The 16,590-nt window shown below is 73.8% G+C and carries 16 protein-coding genes; 6 read left to right on the top strand and 10 right to left on the bottom strand.

Translation table 11 applies throughout. The features are described from left to right. Window positions 1-69 precede the first annotated feature (69 nt). Window positions 70-1,104 carry a hypothetical protein gene (locus tag C1I95_RS22870; RefSeq protein WP_499877988.1) on the top strand — a complete coding sequence of 345 codons (1,035 nt, stop codon included), beginning with the start codon at window positions 70-72 and terminating at the stop codon, window positions 1,102-1,104. A gap of 75 nt (window positions 1,105-1,179) precedes the next feature. Further along, window positions 1,180-2,418, top strand: a complete 1,239-nt coding sequence (locus C1I95_RS22865; RefSeq protein WP_111216476.1) for a PucR family transcriptional regulator — start codon at window positions 1,180-1,182, stop codon at window positions 2,416-2,418. A 4-nt stretch (window positions 2,419-2,422) separates the two neighbouring features. Here the strand turns inward: C1I95_RS22865 and C1I95_RS22860 are convergent, their stop codons facing one another. Both C1I95_RS22860 and C1I95_RS22855 read right to left on the bottom strand, forming a co-directional pair. Further along, window positions 2,423-2,653, bottom strand: a complete 231-nt coding sequence (locus C1I95_RS22860) for a cation:proton antiporter regulatory subunit (RefSeq protein ID WP_111216474.1) — start codon at window positions 2,651-2,653, stop codon at window positions 2,423-2,425. Window positions 2,654-2,705: 52 nt separating this feature from the next. Continuing rightward, on the bottom strand, window positions 2,706-2,930 hold the full coding sequence (locus tag C1I95_RS22855; RefSeq protein ID WP_111216471.1) for a hypothetical protein: 225 nt from the start codon (window positions 2,928-2,930) through the stop codon (window positions 2,706-2,708). 433 nt (window positions 2,931-3,363) lie between these two features. Here C1I95_RS22855 and C1I95_RS22850 point away from each other — a divergent pair, with 433 nt between their 5' ends. From C1I95_RS22850 to C1I95_RS22840, 3 genes are all read left to right on the top strand, one after another. Then, on the top strand, window positions 3,364-4,179 hold the full coding sequence (locus tag C1I95_RS22850; RefSeq protein WP_111216480.1) for a rod shape-determining protein: 816 nt from the start codon (window positions 3,364-3,366) through the stop codon (window positions 4,177-4,179). 34 nt (window positions 4,180-4,213) lie between these two features. Then, a complete protein-coding gene (locus tag C1I95_RS22845; protein ID WP_111216469.1) occupies window positions 4,214-4,528 on the top strand; it encodes a TraR/DksA family transcriptional regulator in 315 nt (104 codons plus the stop codon). Between the two features lie 254 nt (window positions 4,529-4,782). After that, entirely contained in the window at window positions 4,783-5,547 is a 765-nt protein-coding gene (locus C1I95_RS22840) for a rod shape-determining protein (protein WP_158566449.1), read from the top strand. A gap of 93 nt (window positions 5,548-5,640) precedes the next feature. On the opposite strand, the gene C1I95_RS22835 is transcribed toward C1I95_RS22840, so the two are convergent. The 4 genes from C1I95_RS22835 to murD form a co-directional block, all read right to left on the bottom strand. Beyond that, a complete protein-coding gene (locus C1I95_RS22835) occupies window positions 5,641-7,344 on the bottom strand; it encodes an NmrA family NAD(P)-binding protein (RefSeq protein ID WP_111216465.1) in 1,704 nt (567 codons plus the stop codon). Next, window positions 7,337-8,167 (bottom strand): hypothetical protein, encoded by an 831-nt coding sequence (locus C1I95_RS22830; RefSeq protein WP_111216478.1) that lies wholly within the window; start codon window positions 8,165-8,167, stop codon window positions 7,337-7,339. The genes C1I95_RS22835 and C1I95_RS22830 overlap by 8 nt, the downstream gene beginning before the upstream one ends. 2 nt (window positions 8,168-8,169) lie before the next feature. Next, window positions 8,170-10,518, bottom strand: coding sequence for a glycosyltransferase family 2 protein (locus C1I95_RS22825; protein WP_111216463.1), 2,349 nt, complete (start codon window positions 10,516-10,518; stop codon window positions 8,170-8,172). 154 nt (window positions 10,519-10,672) lie between these two features. Continuing rightward, entirely contained in the window at window positions 10,673-12,022 is a 1,350-nt protein-coding gene (gene murD / locus C1I95_RS22820) for a UDP-N-acetylmuramoyl-L-alanine--D-glutamate ligase (RefSeq protein ID WP_111216461.1), read from the bottom strand. An 89-nt stretch (window positions 12,023-12,111) separates the two neighbouring features. Here murD and C1I95_RS22815 point away from each other — a divergent pair, with 89 nt between their 5' ends. Then, the gene (locus C1I95_RS22815; RefSeq protein ID WP_111216459.1) at window positions 12,112-13,467 is read left to right on the top strand and encodes a MurL-like N-terminal domain-containing; all 1,356 of its coding nucleotides are present in this window, start codon (window positions 12,112-12,114) and stop codon (window positions 13,465-13,467) included. Window positions 13,468-13,484: 17 nt separating this feature from the next. On the opposite strand, the gene C1I95_RS22810 is transcribed toward C1I95_RS22815, so the two are convergent. The 4 genes from C1I95_RS22810 to C1I95_RS22795 all read right to left on the bottom strand — a co-directional run. Beyond that, complete coding sequence (locus tag C1I95_RS22810) at window positions 13,485-14,138, bottom strand: response regulator (RefSeq protein ID WP_111216456.1); 654 nt, start codon at window positions 14,136-14,138, stop codon at window positions 13,485-13,487. Then, window positions 14,135-15,346: a sensor histidine kinase gene (locus C1I95_RS22805; protein ID WP_146605795.1), complete on the bottom strand. Its 1,212-nt coding sequence runs from the start codon at window positions 15,344-15,346 to the stop codon at window positions 14,135-14,137. The genes C1I95_RS22810 and C1I95_RS22805 overlap by 4 nt, the downstream gene beginning before the upstream one ends. Further along, window positions 15,343-15,615, bottom strand: a complete 273-nt coding sequence (locus C1I95_RS22800) for a hypothetical protein (RefSeq protein WP_111216453.1) — start codon at window positions 15,613-15,615, stop codon at window positions 15,343-15,345. Before C1I95_RS22800 ends, C1I95_RS22805 begins: the two co-directional genes overlap by 4 nt. Window positions 15,616-15,700: 85 nt before the next feature. After that, window positions 15,701-16,590, bottom strand: an 890-nt coding sequence (locus tag C1I95_RS22795) for a PucR family transcriptional regulator (RefSeq protein ID WP_199523864.1), incomplete at its 5' end; no start/stop codon positions are given.

Genomic DNA, 16,590 nt, shown 5'->3' with positions numbered 1-16,590 from the left:
AACGCGACGTCACCCGGCCCCGCCGGGCCATCGCCGAACGCCACGTCACCCGGCCGTGCGGGCGCGATCGTGCCGCTGCCGCACACCGCGCCGGGCAGCCCCGGCAGCACAACCGGCACGATGATCACCGACGGCATCGCGGACTGGGTCGGCAGCGCCCCGCTGCGGGAACTGGTGGCGCGCTTCGGGGGTCGGTGGCCGGGCGGTGACCTCGCCGCGGTGCTCGCCGGGCTGGACGAGTTCTCCGCCCGGCACTGGGACTTCCGGGCCGGCCGGGAGCGGCCCGAGGCCCGGGAACCCGACCTCGACCCGGCCACCGCCGCCCAGGTCCGCGCCGCCGCGAGCACGCTCGGCCTGGTCCGGCCGCAGCCGCCGGCCCGCACCCGGTACGCGCACCTGGTGGTGCTGGGCGGCCTGGCCCACGCCTGCCTGCGCCGGGTGGCGTACGCGGCACACCTGCTCAGCACCGTCGAGGTCACCGGCGAGGTGGCGGTGCTGGGCAGTTACCGGCCGCTGTCCGAGGCGGAACTGCGTACCCTCGCCGACGCCGGCGTGTCCGGCGGCGAGACCGAGGTGGAGGCGCTGGACGCGGCGGTGCGCCGCACGTTCGGGGTAACCGTGCCGGATGACGACGACGGCCTGGACGCCGGCCACCCGCACCACTCCTGGTCGTCGCGGACCTACCGCCCCGACGGCACCCCGCCGGTGCGGGTGCTGGCCGCGCCGTCGAGCGAACCCGAACGCCGCCGGGCGCACACCGCCGACACCCAGCGGTTCTGGGCCGGACACGCCCGGCTCGCCCCGGGCGAGCCGGTCCTGCTGGTCACCGCGCCGATCTACGTGCCGTTCCAGCACTGCGACGCGCTGCGCACCCTCGCCGTGCCGTACGGCTGCGAGATCGACACGGTCGGCGTCGACCCCGCACTGCCCGACGTGACCCGGCTGCCGGAGCCCACCCTCACCCCCGGCCGCTACCTCCAGGAGATCCGCTCGGCCATCCGCTCCATGCGCAACCTGCACACCACCCTCGCGGGCATCACCACCGGCCGCCGGGAGCACCCGGTCACGCGGACGAGTAACAACCGCGCTCCCGGCCGGCCGTGACCGTACGTCGCCGCCATACGCTGGCCGGACCGGGTCGGCGGTTGGCGCCGGCCCCGCGCCCAGGAGGTACCCGCGATGACCGGGAGCGTCGGCCGAGCGGGCCCGTCCGGAGCCCGCTACGACGACGCGTGGCTGGCTGAGGTCGCCCGCGCGGCCAGCGTCGACGCCGGCGGGGTACCGGTGGAGCTGCTCGGCGACTACCTGCGGCTGCTGGCCGACGCGGCGACGACCGGTCGCCGGCCTCGACGCGGTGAACTCGACGCGGTGGGGGTCCTGGGCCGGCGCGCCGCCGAGCAGGGGGTGTCCGCGGGACGGGCCGTCCGGCTCTACCTCTCCGCGGCCCGGCGGCTCTGGCAACAGCTGCCGCACCTGGTGCGTTCCACCGACAGCGAGGCGGTACGGGCGGCGGCGGATGCCGTGCTCCACGTCGTCGACACGGCCGTGGCCACCCTCGCCGAGGGGTACGCGGTGGCCCGCCGGGAGCTGGTCCGCCGAGAGGAGGCGCTGCGCCGGGAACTGGTCGACGACCTGCTGCGGGGTGACTCCGACCTGGGTGGCCTGGTGGAGCGGACCGAGCCGTTCGGGCTGGACCTGGCGCGGGTGCACCAGGTGGTGCTCGCGTCGCCGAGCCGGCGGCTGCCGGACACCGACGCGGCGATCAGCGCTCTGGAGCGGGTCATCTTCGACCGGTTGGGCGACCGCGACGTGCTGGTGGCCACGAAGGAGGGGCTGCTCGTCGTGATCGCCCCGGCGGACATCGTGACGCCCGACCGGGGCTCGGGCGAGGGCGCGTGGGTGGGGGACCTGGGCCGGCTGGTGCACGCCGAGCTGGACCGGATGGCGCGGGGCCGGCCGTGGCAGGTGGCGGTGGGTCGCCCCCATCCCGGCCTGTACGGCATCGCCCGCTCCTACGAGGAGGCCCGCGAGGCGCTGACCATGGCGCAGCGGCTGCACGCCGACGCCGCTGTCATCGACGCCCACGACCTGCTCATCTACCGGGTCCTACTGCGGGATCAGCCGGCCATGGTGGACCTCGTGCAGGCGGCGTTGGTCCCGCTGGGCCGGACCCGCGGCGGAGCCGAGCCGCTGCTGGACACGCTGGACGCGTACTTCGCGTGCGGCGAGGTCGCCACCGAGGCGGCCCGCCGGCTGCACGTGTCGGTCCGGACGGTCACCTACCGGCTGGACCGGGTCCGGACCTTGAGCGGCTACGACCCCGCCGACCCGCGCGACCGGTTCACCCTGCACGCCGCCGTGCTCGGCGCCCGGGCGCTGGACTGGCCGCGCCAGCCGCTGCCGGGGCCGCCGGTGTAGCTGGTCAGGCTGCGCCGGCGGCCAGTTCCGGGCAGGCGAGCAGGGTGGCCAGTGCGATCGCCTCGGTGCGGGTCAGGGTCAGGCTGACCATCCGGTCGGGGTCGTCCGGGTCGTCATGCACGACATCCCGGCGGCCACCACCGTGGTACTCGACGATGCCGATCCGGCGGCCGTGAGCCGTGGCGAAAGTGTGCCGTACCCCGATGCCGGGCAGGCTCTCGCGCTCAATCTTCATAGGGGTGCTCCAGGCGGGACGGCTGCTGACGGCCGGCCGGAGCAGGCCGACGTCAGGGCAGCGCGGTAGACGGTCGGACGGGGATCGGCACGCCGGGCGGGGCCCGGTCGGCCGACCAGGCGGGCACGCAGCCCGCAACGGCGCGGTTCAGCCGGACCACGATGCACATGCCCAGCCCGCGACCGGCCCGAATCGCCGCGACGACCACCGCCAGCACGACCAGCATCGACAGCGCGAGCTGCCGCTCGACGCCGGTCGGGTGCTGTCGGTTCCGCATGCGGCCAACCATAGCCCGCCCGGTGAACCGCCCCCGGGCCTGGCGTGGACCGCCGCGGGTGGGCCGACACCACCGCCCGGGCCGTCACCAACGGTCATGTCTGTCGAACGCTGAGCGGTCGCGCTCTCCGGCGACCGGCAATCAGGCGGGTGGTTGTTGGCCGACGGCACGCAATGTCAGTCGCGTGTTTTCGGCCGACGCTGGAGATCCGACGCGTACCCGAGCAGCGAGGAGGCGGTGATGACGACCCGTACGCCGGCGGCTTCGCCACCCCTGCCCGTCGCTTGTCCCCCGACCCGGTCATGCCGGCGCCGCCCTGCGCCGTGACCTGACGGTCCGCCCGCGCCTCGTGCCCGGCGTCCTCGCCAACCTGCCGCGTCGTCCCGCCCGAACCGCGGCGGGACCGTCGTATCCCATGGTGAAAGAGATCGGTATGCCCGTCCACGTCACGCCCGTCCACCCCGCGCAGCGCACAAGCGTTCTCGCCGGCCGGTCCCACACCCGCCGCCCGGCGATGACGGTCGATTCCGAACCGATCGCCGTGGACCTCGGCAGCGCGCAGTTGCGGATCTGGCTGGGGCAGGGCGGGATGCTGAGCGTCCCGTTCGGCGAAGGGCTGCGGAGGCCGTTGATGCGGCGCGGCCGGATCGTCGACGGTGCCGCCTGCGTCGCCGAGGTGCGACGGCTGCTGCGCGACCATCGCCTTCCGGTGCCGGTGGGGGCGCTGGTGGTGGCCTGCCGTCCGGTGCTCGCCACCCGGGCCGACCAGGATGCGACGCGCCAGGTGCTCACCGCCGTGCTCGCACCGTCCCGTCTGCTGTTCGTCGACACAGTCCGCGCCGGCGCCATCGGTGCCGGGGCCGCCGCCGGCACCCTTCTGCTCGCCGACGTCGGCGCGCAGCTCAGCGAGGTGGCCGTCCTGGAAAACGGCCGGGTGGTCGCCGCCCGGCGCGCCGAGGTCGGCACCCGCGACCTGAGCAGCGTGGTGACCGTCGCGATGCTCGCCGACACCGTCGCCCGGCTGGTCCGTGAGCTGCGCCGCGAACCGGCGGTACGGCCCCTGGCCACGGCAGCCCTGGCCCGTGGGGTGATCGTCGTCGGGGACGGCGCCACCCGACCCGACCTGACCACCCGGCTGGCCGCCGCCGTGGGCGCCGCCGTGCACTGCGCCGCATCGCCCAGGACCGCCGCGCTGACCGGTGCCAGCCTGGCCGCCACGGCGGCGAGCCGGCACCCCGCCGGCACCTGAACCCCGACCCCTTCCTGCTGAGGAGGCACCGACGATGACGCACACCCTGGACGACCGCACCGAGACCCTGCGCGTTTCGCTGGAACGCCAGTTCCAGGAGCACGCCGAACAGCTCACCGAGTTGACGCTGCACTCCCGGCAGCGCGACCACGGCGGACACGACCCGGACACCCTGCGCCAGCTGATCGAGGCCGCCCGGCAGGGCGTCGCCGACACCGCGCAGGCCCTGCGGCGCATGTCCGAGGGCACCTACGGCGTCTGCGAGGGCTGCGGCGGCGAGATCCCGACGGCCCGCCTGGAGATCCTGCCCTGGGCCTGCTTCTGTGTTCCGTGCCAGCACCGCCGCTGAGCACAGCCCGGGCCCACGACGACGGTCGCGCCGAGCCCGCGGCGCGGACGTCGGCGGATCGGGCTCCGCCTGGGCAGGCCGTCGCCGCCTGAAGCCGTCCGCTGTGCGGCGTCGCTGCTGATGCCGCCCTCTTCTGGGAGCACCATGCTGACCTCTCTGGTCAATCTCGGTACGGTCGTCCCCGTCTGCGCCGCCTGCGGCGTGGTGCGGGGCCCGCGTTCTGTCTCCCTCACCCCGGCGGGGAGGTGGTGAGCGTGCTGGCTGCCGGCGCGTACGCCCGCACAGGTGTGCGGCATTGCCTCGCCCTGGATGTGGGCACCTCGACGGTCCGGCTGTGGTCGCCGGCCACCGCGACGGTGATCAGTGAACCGGCGGTCATCGTGCCGCGTCCTGACGGCCGACACGTCGTGGGCCGAGCCGCGCTCGACGCGACGATCACCCGCGGTGCCACGCCGCTCTGGCCGGTACGCGACGGTCTGGTGCACGACTTCTTCGGCTGCATGCACCTGCTGCGCATGCTGGTAACCGGCGTCGGGCAGCTGGACGATACCGCCGCGCCGGTGCTTGTCGGCGTACCGGCCACCGCAACGCTGCGGCAGAAGAACATGCTGGTCGCTGTGGTCCGCCGGGCTGTCGGCGGACGTGTCACCGCAGTGGAGGAGCCGCTGGCCGCCGCGTTGGCGTGCCGGCCGGACCCGGGACGGGAGGACGTGATCGCCGTGGACATCGGCTTCGGGCGCACGGAGGTGGCTCGCATCGTCGACCGCAGTGTCGCCGCTGCGGAACGCGTGGGAGAGGGCAACCCGGTCGACCAGCTCGTGGCGATCGCCGCGTGTGTGCGCCGGATGGACGTGCCCGGAGCCGGGACAGGGCGACGACGACTTCTCATCACCGGCGGAGGTGCGGCGACTCCGGGCGTCGCTGCCCGGCTGGCCGCATTGACCGGCCGGTCCGTGACGATACCCAGTGATCCGCTACTGGCAACGCTGACCGGTCTGCGCCGGCTGCTCACGGGCTGACCTCCGACCCCTGTGGCCCTGCGTCTGAACCCCCGGACCCGGCGGGCGGCGCCGCAGGCGAGACCGGCGGTAGGGCGGTGGAGGCGAGGCGGGTCAGCGGCCGGGCAGGCGACGCTTGACCGCCCGGGCGACCCGCTTCGGATCCCGGATGACGGCCACCTTGCGGATCACCTCGGCCACCTGCGCGGCCCGGGAACCCTTGATGTTGCGCAACTCGGTACGCAGTGCCCGCAGCCGGTTCTCCCGTACCTTCAGCTGCTGGTCGCGGAACTTCAGGGTGCGCTCCAGGCCGAAGACGTGCCCGGCCAGTTCCGCCGCGCGGGTCTTCGCGGCGTCCGCGTCGGCGATCGACGTACGCAGATCCTGCCCGGCATCGGTGCGGCGGACATCGGCCACGGCGGCGACCTGGTCGGCGAGCTGCCGGCCCTGGGCGAGGACCCCGGTGGTCGGTTCCTCGCCGCTCATGCCCAGCCAGGTGCGGACCAGGTCCTGCTCGGTCATCCACGGCGGCCACGGGTGCCGGTGGTGGCCTCCGACCAGCCGGTCGTGGAAGCGGTGCCAGGCGGCCGACAGCAGCTCCACGGCGCTGCTGTCCACGGCGGTCCGCCAGGCCAGCACGCCGCTGGCGAAGGTGTCACCGTCGACGCCGGTGTCGTCCAGCCGGACGACACCGAGGCTGTCGGCGGCGGCGTGCTTACGCGCCCAGTCGCCCAGCCGGCCGGCGATCCGGCGGAACTCCGGGACATCCTCGGCGGCAGCGGCCCGCAGCAGCAGCCGCTCCACCGACTCGGTGTCCGGCACCTCGGCGGTTCCGGCCACGGCGATCAGGTCGCCCGACCCGCGGTTGTCGCCGGTGCGGTCCGTGAGCTGCCAGCGGCCGTCGTGCAGGTTGGCGGTGAGCACCGAGGACGGTGCCGCGCTCCGGGCGTAGACGGTGCGCGCGGCCACCGGCCCGCACACCGCGAGCCAGCCCGGCGTCACGGCCCCGAGCTGGCCGGCGCGGGCCGCCGCGTCGACGCTCTCGGCCAGCGGTGCGAGCAGTGGCGCGTCGGCCGCTGCGGCGTCGACGGCGCGTACGGCCAGTCGCGCCGCCGGGTGGCCCGGCCGGGTGCCGGCGGCGGCGTCGGCCTCGATCAGGGTGTGCGCCTCGCCCGCCACGTCGATCACCGAGTAGAGCGTGGACACGTCGAGGCCCAGCCCGGCGAGGGCCGCCCGCACCTGGGCCGGGGAGGTGGGCCGGCTCGGGTCGTCGTGCAGCGGCCACCACTCGTCGTCGCCGTGCCGCTGGTGCGCGGGACGCCGGTCGAACAGCTCGGTCAGCGCGAAGTCGTTCCACACCGCGACGAGGACCACCGCGCCGGCCGCGGCGGTACGGGCCAGCGCCGTCGCCCGGCGCTGCCAGTCCTGCTGGGACGAGTCGGTGCTCATCACCCGGTCCACGCCGTCGGCGGCGAGCACCAGGTCGAACGCGTCGCCCTCGCCGAGGCGGTCGACGAATCCGTCGAGTGAGCCGGCGACGATCGTGACGCCGGCGCTGGGCGTCGCCGCGCGCAGCGCCTCCGCGTCGCTCACCGAACGCACCAGCACGGTGGTGTGCGCGCTGCGGGCGGCGACCGCGTCGACGACGTCGCTGCCGTGCGGGCCGACCACCAGCGCCCGCGACGAGCTTGGCAGCAGGTCGGCGAGCAGGGCGGTGAGCACCGGTCCACCGGCCGGCGCCCGGCCGCCCGACCAGTCGGTCCACGGCTGCATCTCGCCCCGGACGACCTCGACGCTGATCGAGCCGTTGTCAGTCACGTTCGTTCCAATCGAAGAGCATGCGCAGCTCGGCGGGCGACGCCAGCCACGCGCGGCCCAGTTCCTGGTCGGCGATGTCCCGCGCGGTGGCGAGGTCGATGTTCTTGCCGTGCATCTCCGGCCAGAGCCGGGCCACCCGGGCGACGCCGCCGAACAGCGGATTCTCGCCCTCCATCACCATCGGGTCGCCGTAGACGGCCGGCTCGCAACCGGCGGCGATCCCGTAGAAGACGGCGGTGGACAGCCGGTTGGCGGCGACCCGCTTGTGCCGGCGGAACGCCGCCAGTTGCTTGTAGAGGAAGCGCCGGTCGGTGCCCTCGTAGTTCCAGCCACGCCGGCCGAAACTGATCACCTCGAAGCCGGCCCGCTCGTAGAAGCCGCGGACCTCGGGGCGGTCGTACTCGGTGTAGTAGAGACTGAACGTCACCGGCCCGGGTTCGGTCTCCCGGATCTCGTCGATCAGGCGGGCGTGGTCCCCCTGGATCTTGCCGCCCTCCCAGCCGTGGAAGAGGAACCACAGGGTGCCCTCGCGCTTCTCCTCGGGCACCGCGCCCAGTTCGGGTTCGAGGTCCATGAGGTAGAGCCAGGGGGCGCCGATCACGTGGTAGTTGCGGCGGCCCAGGGAATGGCCGCGCCGGCGGGGCGCGTCGCTCCAGACGTACCGCCACGCACCGTCGAAGAACTCGTGCACCGGGTTCCAACCACAGCCGACGTTCCAGCCGTGCTGCAGGTAGCCACGCAGCCGCGGTGGGAACTCGTCGTCCAGCCCGCAGTGCCGGGCGAGGATGTGGGTCTGGCCGTAGTAGTGGTTGTGATGATGCATGATCACCGTACCTCGAGGTGCAGGCGGCCGGCGCGGGGTCGCAGGCTGACCGCGCGTTCGCCGAGGTCCACGTCGACAGGGAGCCGGGCGATCAGGAACGGGTCCGCGGCCAGGGCGTACGGCGTCTCGTCGCCCGGCGGCAGCACCCACAGGGTCCAGTCCGCCAGCAGGTCGCTGCCCGGCTGCCGCGCCGCCTGTCCAATCAGCAGGTCGGTCAGGTCGACCTCGGCCGACCACCCGCCGTCCACCCGGCGGACCGGGCAGGGCACGTCCACGTGGTGGTCGGCCTCGTCGACGAAGCGCCGCCAGACGATGACGCCCGGGTCGGCGTCGTCCCAGAGCCGGCCCCGGACCATGAGGCGGTCACCCACCGCCTGGACCTCGTCGGCCCGCAGCCGCATCGGCCCCTCGAAGATGTTGACGTACTGGCCGACGGAGCGGGTGATGGTGACCACCCGGTCCTTGTGCACCACCGAGACCGGGGCAGCCAGACCGGTGGCGAGCAGCAGTTTGGTGCCCTGGCCGGCGTCGATGCTCGGTACCCGGACCGTGCGCAGGGTGAACGGGTCGTCCGGGCTAGTCGTGTCGATCAGTTCCGGCAGCGGCAGGCGGGCGGTGAAGCGCACCCGCTCGCCCTCGGGTTGGGTCTGCACGGGCACCCGGACCGTCCCCGAGGAGCGGGTCAGTCGCAGGTGCGCGCCGTCGAGCGTGGCGGGTATCCGGCCGGCGAAGACCACCTCGCCGTCGTCGACGGTGGCGCCGGTCAGCTCCACCGGCCGGAGCATCCTGCGCAGGATGATCTCGCCCGTGCCGGTGGTGCCCGGCTGGATCCAGGTGTCGTCGGTGACCCAGGAACCGGTGGCGTTCTGCGCGTTGCCGGGCAGGGGATGACGCAGCTTGCCGCTGCGGCGCAGCATGCCGACCCGCAGGTCGACCCGGATCGTGACGCCCGGCACGTTGGCCGGCAGCGCCGCGAGCGCGGCCCGCGGAACCCGCGTCTCGAAGCCGACCAGCGCCTGCTCGCGGTGCGAGTCTCGGGTGGTGAAGCGCTCGACCGGCAACGTGACCCGATGGTTGCCGTGCACCAGCGTCAGCCGCAACGCCGAGTTGTCGCCGGTTGGCAGGTGCCGGATCTCGGCGCTGCCCCGGATCACCAGCGCGTCGTCGTCCCAGCGGTACTGGGCGACCGTGGTGTGCAGGTCGAGTTCCTTGCGGGGCAGCCGGTAGAGCTGGCGGGGCATCGTCGAGGCGCTGGCGGCGGCCGGGTAGTCGTTCTCGTAGCGCCAGGGCAGCAGGCCGTGCCGGCGGGCCCGGGCACCACCGGTCAGGCCGCCCTCGGCCCGGAACTCCGCCAACCGGCGCAGCAGATCGACGTCGCCGGCCTCCAGGGCGCGGTACTGCAACCGGTCGTACGAGGACGTGCCGGCGAGTACCCGTGGGTCCAGCCGGTGGGTCAGCCGCTGCCCCAGCTCGACCAGCGGCTGCCGCTCGTGCTCCTCAGCGGTGGCGAACGCCTGTACCACGGTGGCCAGGTCGATCTCGGTGAAGTGCCGGTGCACCCGGTCGCGCAACTCGGGGGCGCGCGCGTCGACCAGGTCCAGCACCATCTCGGCCGAGGTGATCCGGTCGGCGAGGTTGCCGTACTGGAACTTCTGCTGCGTGATCGACTCGCCGGACTCCCGCTCCCGCCAGAAATACACCGGGGCGGCGAGGCAGTCGACGGTCACCGCGTCCAGGTGCGCCTTGAGCGTGACCGGGTAGTCCTCGTAGCGGATCGGCGGGAACTCCAGCTTGAACTCGTCCCAGAACGAGCGCCGGTAGACCTTGTTCCACACCATCCGGTCCAGGGCCAGGGCCGGGTACTCCAGGATGTGGGTGGCCGGCCGATCCTTGGTGAAGATGCTGCGGTGCAGATACGCCAACCGTACGCCGGAGGTGTTGTTGAACCGGCGCGCGTTGCCGCCGACCAGCGACGAGCCGGTCTCGTCCAGGGAACGCACCATCGCCTCGTAGGCGTGCGGCGCGACCAGGTCGTCGCTGTCCACGAAGGTGAGGTACTCGCCCTCGCTGTGCCGCACGCCGGTGTTGCGGGCCGGGCCGAGGCCCTGGTTCTCCTGGGTGACGATCCGGAACCGGGGGTCGCGCTCGCAGAACGCCCGAGCGATCCGCGCGCTCTGGTCGCGGGACCCGTCGTCGACGAGGATCGCCTCGAAGTCCCGGAAGGTCTGCCGGGCCAGCGACTCCAGGCAGTCCTTGAGGTAGTCGGCGACGTTGTAGAAGGGGACGACGACGCTAAGCCGAGGCGCCGTGCGACACCTGACGGGGTTGGCGATCCACGCCTGGTCCTTCACGGCACCACTTCCGAGGGGTTGGGCGACGACCGGGCCAGGCTAGCCGAACCAACTGCGCCCGACAGACCTGACCCCGGGTCATATCTCCCCGAATGTCCGAGTCGTGAACGGAGGTCGGCGCGAAGGTGAACGGCAGGTGGCGCGCCGGTGCGGACTACCGCTGAGCGGTGGCGCGGACGGCCTCGGCGAAGACCTCGGAGCGGTGTTCGAAGTTGCGGAACCGGCCGTAGCTCGGTGCGGCCGGGGAGAGCAGCACCACCCCGCCGGCCGGGGTGACCTGACGGGCCAGCCGCACCGCGTCGGCGAGGTCCTCGACCAGTTCGGTACGCACCTTCGGCAACCCGTCGAGCGCCTCGATGATGCGGGGGCCGCTGTCCGGGATGCCGATCACGGTGAGTTCCCGCTCGGCCAGGTGATCACGCAGCGGGCTGTAGTCGACGCCCCGGTCGTTGCCGCCGACGATCACGGTCAACGGCCGCCCGTCGTACGCGTCGATGGCGTGCATGGCCGCGTACGGGCTGGTCGCCAGGGTGTCGTCGACGAAGGTCAGACCCGACGGATCGGCGATCTCGGTCAGCCGGTGGGCCAGCCCCTGGAACTCGGCAACCGCCACCGCCAGGGTGTCCTTGCGGTCGACCAGGTCCACGCCGAGCGCGTCGAGCACGGCCAGCGCCACGCAGAGGTTGCCCTCGTTGTGCCGGCCGACCAGCGGCAGCACCGCCCGTGGGAACAGCGGCTGGTCGACCCGGTGGAACCAGGGCGTACCGTCCGGCCCGGCGGCCACGTTCACCGAGTCGGCGGTGCCGGCGCGGACCGCCGCGCGGTCGCCCAGCTCGAACGCCAGCCGCGGGTCCGCGCCGTTGACGACCACGGTGCGTGGCCCGTACGCCAGCAGGTTGAGCTTGTCCCGGTAGTACTCCCGCTCACCGCCGTGCGCGTCCAGGTGCTCGGGAAACAGCGCGGTGACCACCGCGACCCGGGGCGAGTCGGTCAGGTCGCTGCACTGGTAGCTGGACAGCTCCAGCACGTACAGCTCCGCCTCCGGCAGGTCCAGCGTCGGCACGCCGATGTTGCCGCCGAAGACGTTCGGCCGGTCCACCGCGGCCAGCAGGTGGCTGATCAGGCTCGACGTGGTGCTCTTGCCCTTGCTGCCGGTCACCCCGACGGTGCGATCGCCGTGGTCGGCCATCCACAGCGAGGTGCCCTGGGTGACCGTGGCGCCCCGGCGGCGCAGCTCCACCAGCCACGGATGGGTCTGCGGCACGCCCGGCGAGCGGACCACCACGTCGGCGGCGGCCAGCCGGGCGAAGCCCTCCTCGCCGGTGACCAGCGGGGCGGCCTCCGCCAGCGGCCCGTCCCAGGGCAGCGAGAGGAAGTTGGCGCTGTCGTCGACGGCGACCAGGTCCGCCGGGCCGTGGGCGGCGATGGCGATCACCGCGGCCCGCCCCTCCCGGCCGGCCCCCCAGACGGCGACGGTACGTCCGCGCAGGTCAGACAGGCGCACGGGTTCTCCTCCGGTTCGGCGACGGCAGGGCACGGGCACGGTCCGGCGGAGCCGGGCACGGCCGGACGAACCAGGGCCTAGTATGGCGTGTGCCCAATACGCAGCTCCGGCGGATGGACGCCTTCACCTTCCCGTCCTACTCGATCGACCTCTCCACCGGGGAGGTGTTGTTCGACTACGCCCTGACCGGGCCCGACGGCGAGCAGAGATTCACCGAGGTGATCACGCTGCCGGTGCCCGAGGAGCCACCCTCGGACGCCGCCGTGTCGGCCCTCGGCCGGGTGCTGGAACTGCTGCACGTCGTGGCCGGGGTCAGCTACTACAAGACCGCCGCGCCGGGGCAGTTGGTGCTGCCGGCACCGCTCGGCCCGGCCGCCGCCGGGTTCGTCACGGCCGTCTACACCAAGGGCCTGGCCGAGTACGCGTACCGCAACCAGCTGCCGTACGTGCTGGAGCTGACCCCTCAGGTTCCGGCCGGGCGGGTGAAGGCCGCCGGCGAGTACGACAACTCCGACCGGCGCCCGTTGTCGGCGGTCGGCGGCGGCAAGGACTCGATCGTCAGCCTGGAGGCGCTGCGCCGGGCCGGGCTCGACCCGGTGCCCTTCTCGGTCAACCCGAACCATGTGATCAACGCGGTGAACGAGGCGTCCGGGCTCACCCCGCTCGCCGCCCGACGGCGCATCGACCCGGTGCTGTTCGAGCTGAACGCGGCCGGCGCCCGCAACGGACACATCCCGGTCACCGCGATCAACTCGCTGATCGCGGTCGCCACCGCCGTGCTGCACGGGCTGGGCCCGGTGGTGATGTCCAACGAGCGCTCGGCGTCCGACCCGAACCTGATCTGGAACGGTCACGAGATCAACCACCAGTGGTCCAAGGGGGTGGAGGCCGAGGGGCTGCTGCGGGCCGCCCTCGCCGAGCACGCCGGGCTGACCGAGCCGTACTTCTCGCTGCTGCGCCCCCTGTCGGAGCTGCACATCGCCCGGCTGTTCGCCACCATCGACCGCTACGACGACGTGGTGACCAGCTGCAACGCGGCGTTCAAGCTCCGCGACGCCAGCGAGCGGTGGTGCCGCGACTGCCCCAAGTGCCGGTTCGTCTTCCTGGCCCTGGCCCCGTTCATGTCCCGCGAGCGGATCACCCACATCTTCGGCGGTGACCTGCTCGCCGACGAGACGCAGATCCCCGGCTACCGGGAGCTGCTCGGCGTGGACGGGCACAAGCCGTTCGAGTGCGTCGGCGAGGTGGAGGAGTCGGTGGTGGCGCTCAGCCTGCTCGCCGAGCAGCCCGACTGGCGGGACACTCCGGTCGTCCGCGCCCTGGTCGAGGCCGTCCCCGACACCGCCTGGTCCACGGCCGCCACCTCCGACGCCTTCACCCCCGGCGGCGGCCCCAACTACGTCCCGCCCACCTACACCAAGGCCCTGCACTCCCTCACCACGTAGCGCCGGCTCGTCGGCGGTCAGCCGAGCCGGTGCCGGATCGCGTACGCGGCGGCCTCGGTGCGGTTCCGCGCGCCGATCTTCGCGAACGCGTTGTTGGTGTGGGTCTTGATCGTCGTCTCGGCGACGAACAGGGCCGCCGCGATCTCGGCGTTGGTCCGGCCCAGGGCGAGTTGCCCGAGCACCTCGGCCTCGCGCTGGGTCAGCCCGTCCGGAAACCGGTCCCGCGACGGTGGCTGCGTCGGCCGACTCATCGCGTCGGCGAGCCGGGCGGAGACCACTGGGTCGAACAGGGAGTGGCCACTGACCGCCGCCCGCAGCGCCATGCCGATCTCGGCCCGCCCGGCGTCCTTGGTCAGGTAGCCGCGCGCCCCGGCCGCGAGCGCACCGGCGATCGACTCGTCGTCGGCGTACGTGGTCAGCACCACCACCGCGACATCCGGGAACCGGTCCCGGACCTGGGCGGTCGCGGCGACCCCGTCGAGTACGGGCATCCGCAGGTCCATCAGGACCACGTCCGGCTGCCGTTCGGCGATGAGGTCGAGCGCCTGCGCGCCGTCGCCGGCCGCCCCGACGACGGTCACCCCGTCGGTGAGTTCCAGCAGCGCGGCCAGCCCCTCCCGAACGAGCTGCTGGTCGTCGACGACCAGCACCCGCAGCGGCTCGTCGGTCATGCTGGCACCTCCGCCGTGACCCGCCACGCGCCGTCGACGACGCCCGCCTCCAGGGTGCCACCGACGAGCGCGATCCGTTCCCGCGCCCCGGTCAGCCCGTGCCCGCCCGCGCCCGGCCGGCTCCCGGTCGGCCCCGGCCCGCTCCCGACCAGGTCCGGCCGGCTTTCTGGCAGGTCCGGGGCCGGGTTGTCCACGGTCAGCCGGACCGCCGCCCGGCGATAGTCGAGGGCCACGGTGACCGGTGCAGCGGGCGCATGCCGGGCCGCGTTGGTCAGCGCCTCGCGGGCGGTACGCAGCAGCGACACCTCCGCCCCGGACGGCAGGCCACGCGGCTTGCCCTCGGTGCGCAGGGTGACCGTTGCCGCGTGGTCGGCCCGGTGGCCGGCGACGAGGTCGCCGAGCGCACGCGGCAGCGGCGGCACGTCGGTACGCAGGGCGGCCACCGCCGAGCGGGCCTCGACCAGGCCGTCACTGGCCAGCCGCCGGGCCCGGCGAATCCGTTCGGCGGCCCCCGCCACGTCGCCCTGCTCGGTCAGTTGGGCCTCGGCGACCTCCAACTGCACGCCGAGCGCGCCCAACGAGTGGGCCAGCACGTCGTGCAGTTCGCGGGCGATCCGGGTCCGCTCGTCCAGCGCCGCCGCCCGCGCCTGGGCCTGTTGCGTGCGCGAGGTCTGCTCCAGCAGCAGCGCGGTCTGCTCGGCTCGCAGCCGGTACTCCCGGCGGTGCAGGCTGAACAGCACCAGGATCACGATCAGAGCGGGCTGGGTCAACATCGCGGTCGGCCCGCGCCCGGCGAGCCAGAGACCGGTCAGCAGGACCGCGACGACCCCACCGGTCAGAGCCAGGATGGCCCGCAGCGGCATCCGGGGCAGCAGCACGAAGGTGAACAGCGCCCCGTAGAGGTAGATCAGCGCCGAGGCGTTGTCCGGCACGCCCGCGACGGTGGCCGGCAACAGTGCCGCGAGGGCCAGGCCCCCTCGGGCGAGCCGGGGCCACCGACGGTCGGCGACCAGGAAGACGGCCCAGCAGGCGAGACCGGCGGCGAGTACCGGCCGTACGCCGGTACCCGCCGGGGTCAGGTACAGCAGCGCCCAGACCAGCAGCGCGCTGAGCACGATCCGTACCAGCCAGCCGGTCTCCGGGTCGTCGGCCCGCAGCAGCCGTACGCCCCGGCGGGTCACCCGCCGCAGCCGCTCACCCAAGGTCAACTGCGTTCCCGTACCAGGGTCAGGATCAGGTCCAGCACCAGCAGACGGTAGGCGACGAACGCGAGCCCCACCACGCCGAGCACCACCAGTACGGCGACTACCACCCGGCCGGTCACCCTTCCGCCCTCCTTCTCGATCACCCGGCCGATGACGGCGCCGGCCAGCCGGGTGCTCCGGCTGCCCTTCTCGTCTCCGGCCAGCAGATAGTTCGCAGCCCGCACGACGGTGCCGCGACGGTCGACCCGGGATCCGATGTTCCGCTCCTCCATGCCCAGCACGCTACGAACGCACCCGGTTGAACCGACACCATCAGAGGGTGGAGATCAGGGTGGAGCCGCCCGTGCGGCGGGGCTGTCAGGGGGTGCGGATGGCGTCTAGGGCTAGGAGGGCGACGTGGAGGGAGAGGCAGGCGTCGACCGAGTCGAGGTCGACGTCGAGGATCCGGCCGATGCGGGCCAGCCGCTCGTAGAAGGCCGGCCGGGACAGGTGCGCCTCGGCGGCCGCCGCCGACTTGTTCCGGCCCTGTTCCAGGTACGCCCGCAGGGTGCCGAGCAGTTGCTCACGTGGATGCCGGGCGTCGTACGCCAGCAGGGGCCCCAGCTCCCGCTCGACGAACGTCTGTAGGCGCGGCTCGTCGCGCAGCAGGTGCAGCAGCCCGGCCAGCCCGACGTGCGGCAGCCGGAAGATCGGCAGGTCCCGCCGGTCCCGCCGGGCCGCCTCGGCGACCTGGCGGGCCTCGATCAGCGACCGTCCCGCCTCGCGCAGGCCGCCCACCCCGGACCCGGCCGCGATGATCAGCCCGCCGGGTGCCCGGGGCTCGGGGCGGGCCCGGCGCAGCGCGGCGGCGAACGCGGCCAGCGCCCGTTCCTCCGCCGCCGCGTCCGGCAGGGCCAGCAGCACGCCGACCGCCTGGTCGTCGACGGCGCTGGTCAGCCCGGTCAGATTGGCCTCGCGCAGCGCCTGACCCACCGCCTCGGCGAGATCCCGCAGCCGGGCCGGACCGGGATCACCGCCGGACTCACCGGCCGGGCCGTGCTCCCCCGCCGGGTCGTCGGCCCGGTGCCGGACCACCACCCCGATCAGGTGGCGACGCTCCAGCACCAGCCCCAGCGCCCGGGCCCGCAGGGCCACCTCGTCCACCGGCCGGGAGCGGTCCAGCAGCGCGGTGAGCAGGGTGCGGTGGATCTGCCGTTCCAGCCCCTCGGCGTCGCGGCGGATCAGCCGGCCCAGCGCCAGGGTCGAGG

The sequence above is a fragment of the Micromonospora craterilacus genome (assembly GCF_003236315.1).
Lineage (GTDB): Bacteria > Actinomycetota > Actinomycetes > Mycobacteriales > Micromonosporaceae > Micromonospora > Micromonospora craterilacus.
This window is presented reverse-complemented; position numbering and strand designations above follow the sequence as displayed.

Excerpts from the sequence above, each read along its gene's own strand:
- C1I95_RS22865 (WP_111216476.1), top strand. The coding sequence starts at position 1,180 with ATGACCGGGAGCGTCGGCCGAGCGGGCCCGTCCGGAGCCCGCTACGAC.
- C1I95_RS22860 (WP_111216474.1), bottom strand. The coding sequence starts at position 2,653 with ATGAAGATTGAGCGCGAGAGCCTGCCCGGCATCGGGGTACGGCACACT.
- C1I95_RS22855 (WP_111216471.1), bottom strand. The coding sequence starts at position 2,930 with ATGCGGAACCGACAGCACCCGACCGGCGTCGAGCGGCAGCTCGCGCTG.
- C1I95_RS22850 (WP_111216480.1), top strand. The coding sequence starts at position 3,364 with ATGCCCGTCCACGTCACGCCCGTCCACCCCGCGCAGCGCACAAGCGTT.
- C1I95_RS22845 (WP_111216469.1), top strand. The coding sequence starts at position 4,214 with ATGACGCACACCCTGGACGACCGCACCGAGACCCTGCGCGTTTCGCTG.
- C1I95_RS22830 (WP_111216478.1), bottom strand. The coding sequence starts at position 8,167 with ATGCATCATCACAACCACTACTACGGCCAGACCCACATCCTCGCCCGG.
- C1I95_RS22810 (WP_111216456.1), bottom strand. The coding sequence starts at position 14,138 with ATGACCGACGAGCCGCTGCGGGTGCTGGTCGTCGACGACCAGCAGCTC.
- C1I95_RS22800 (WP_111216453.1), bottom strand. The coding sequence starts at position 15,615 with ATGGAGGAGCGGAACATCGGATCCCGGGTCGACCGTCGCGGCACCGTC.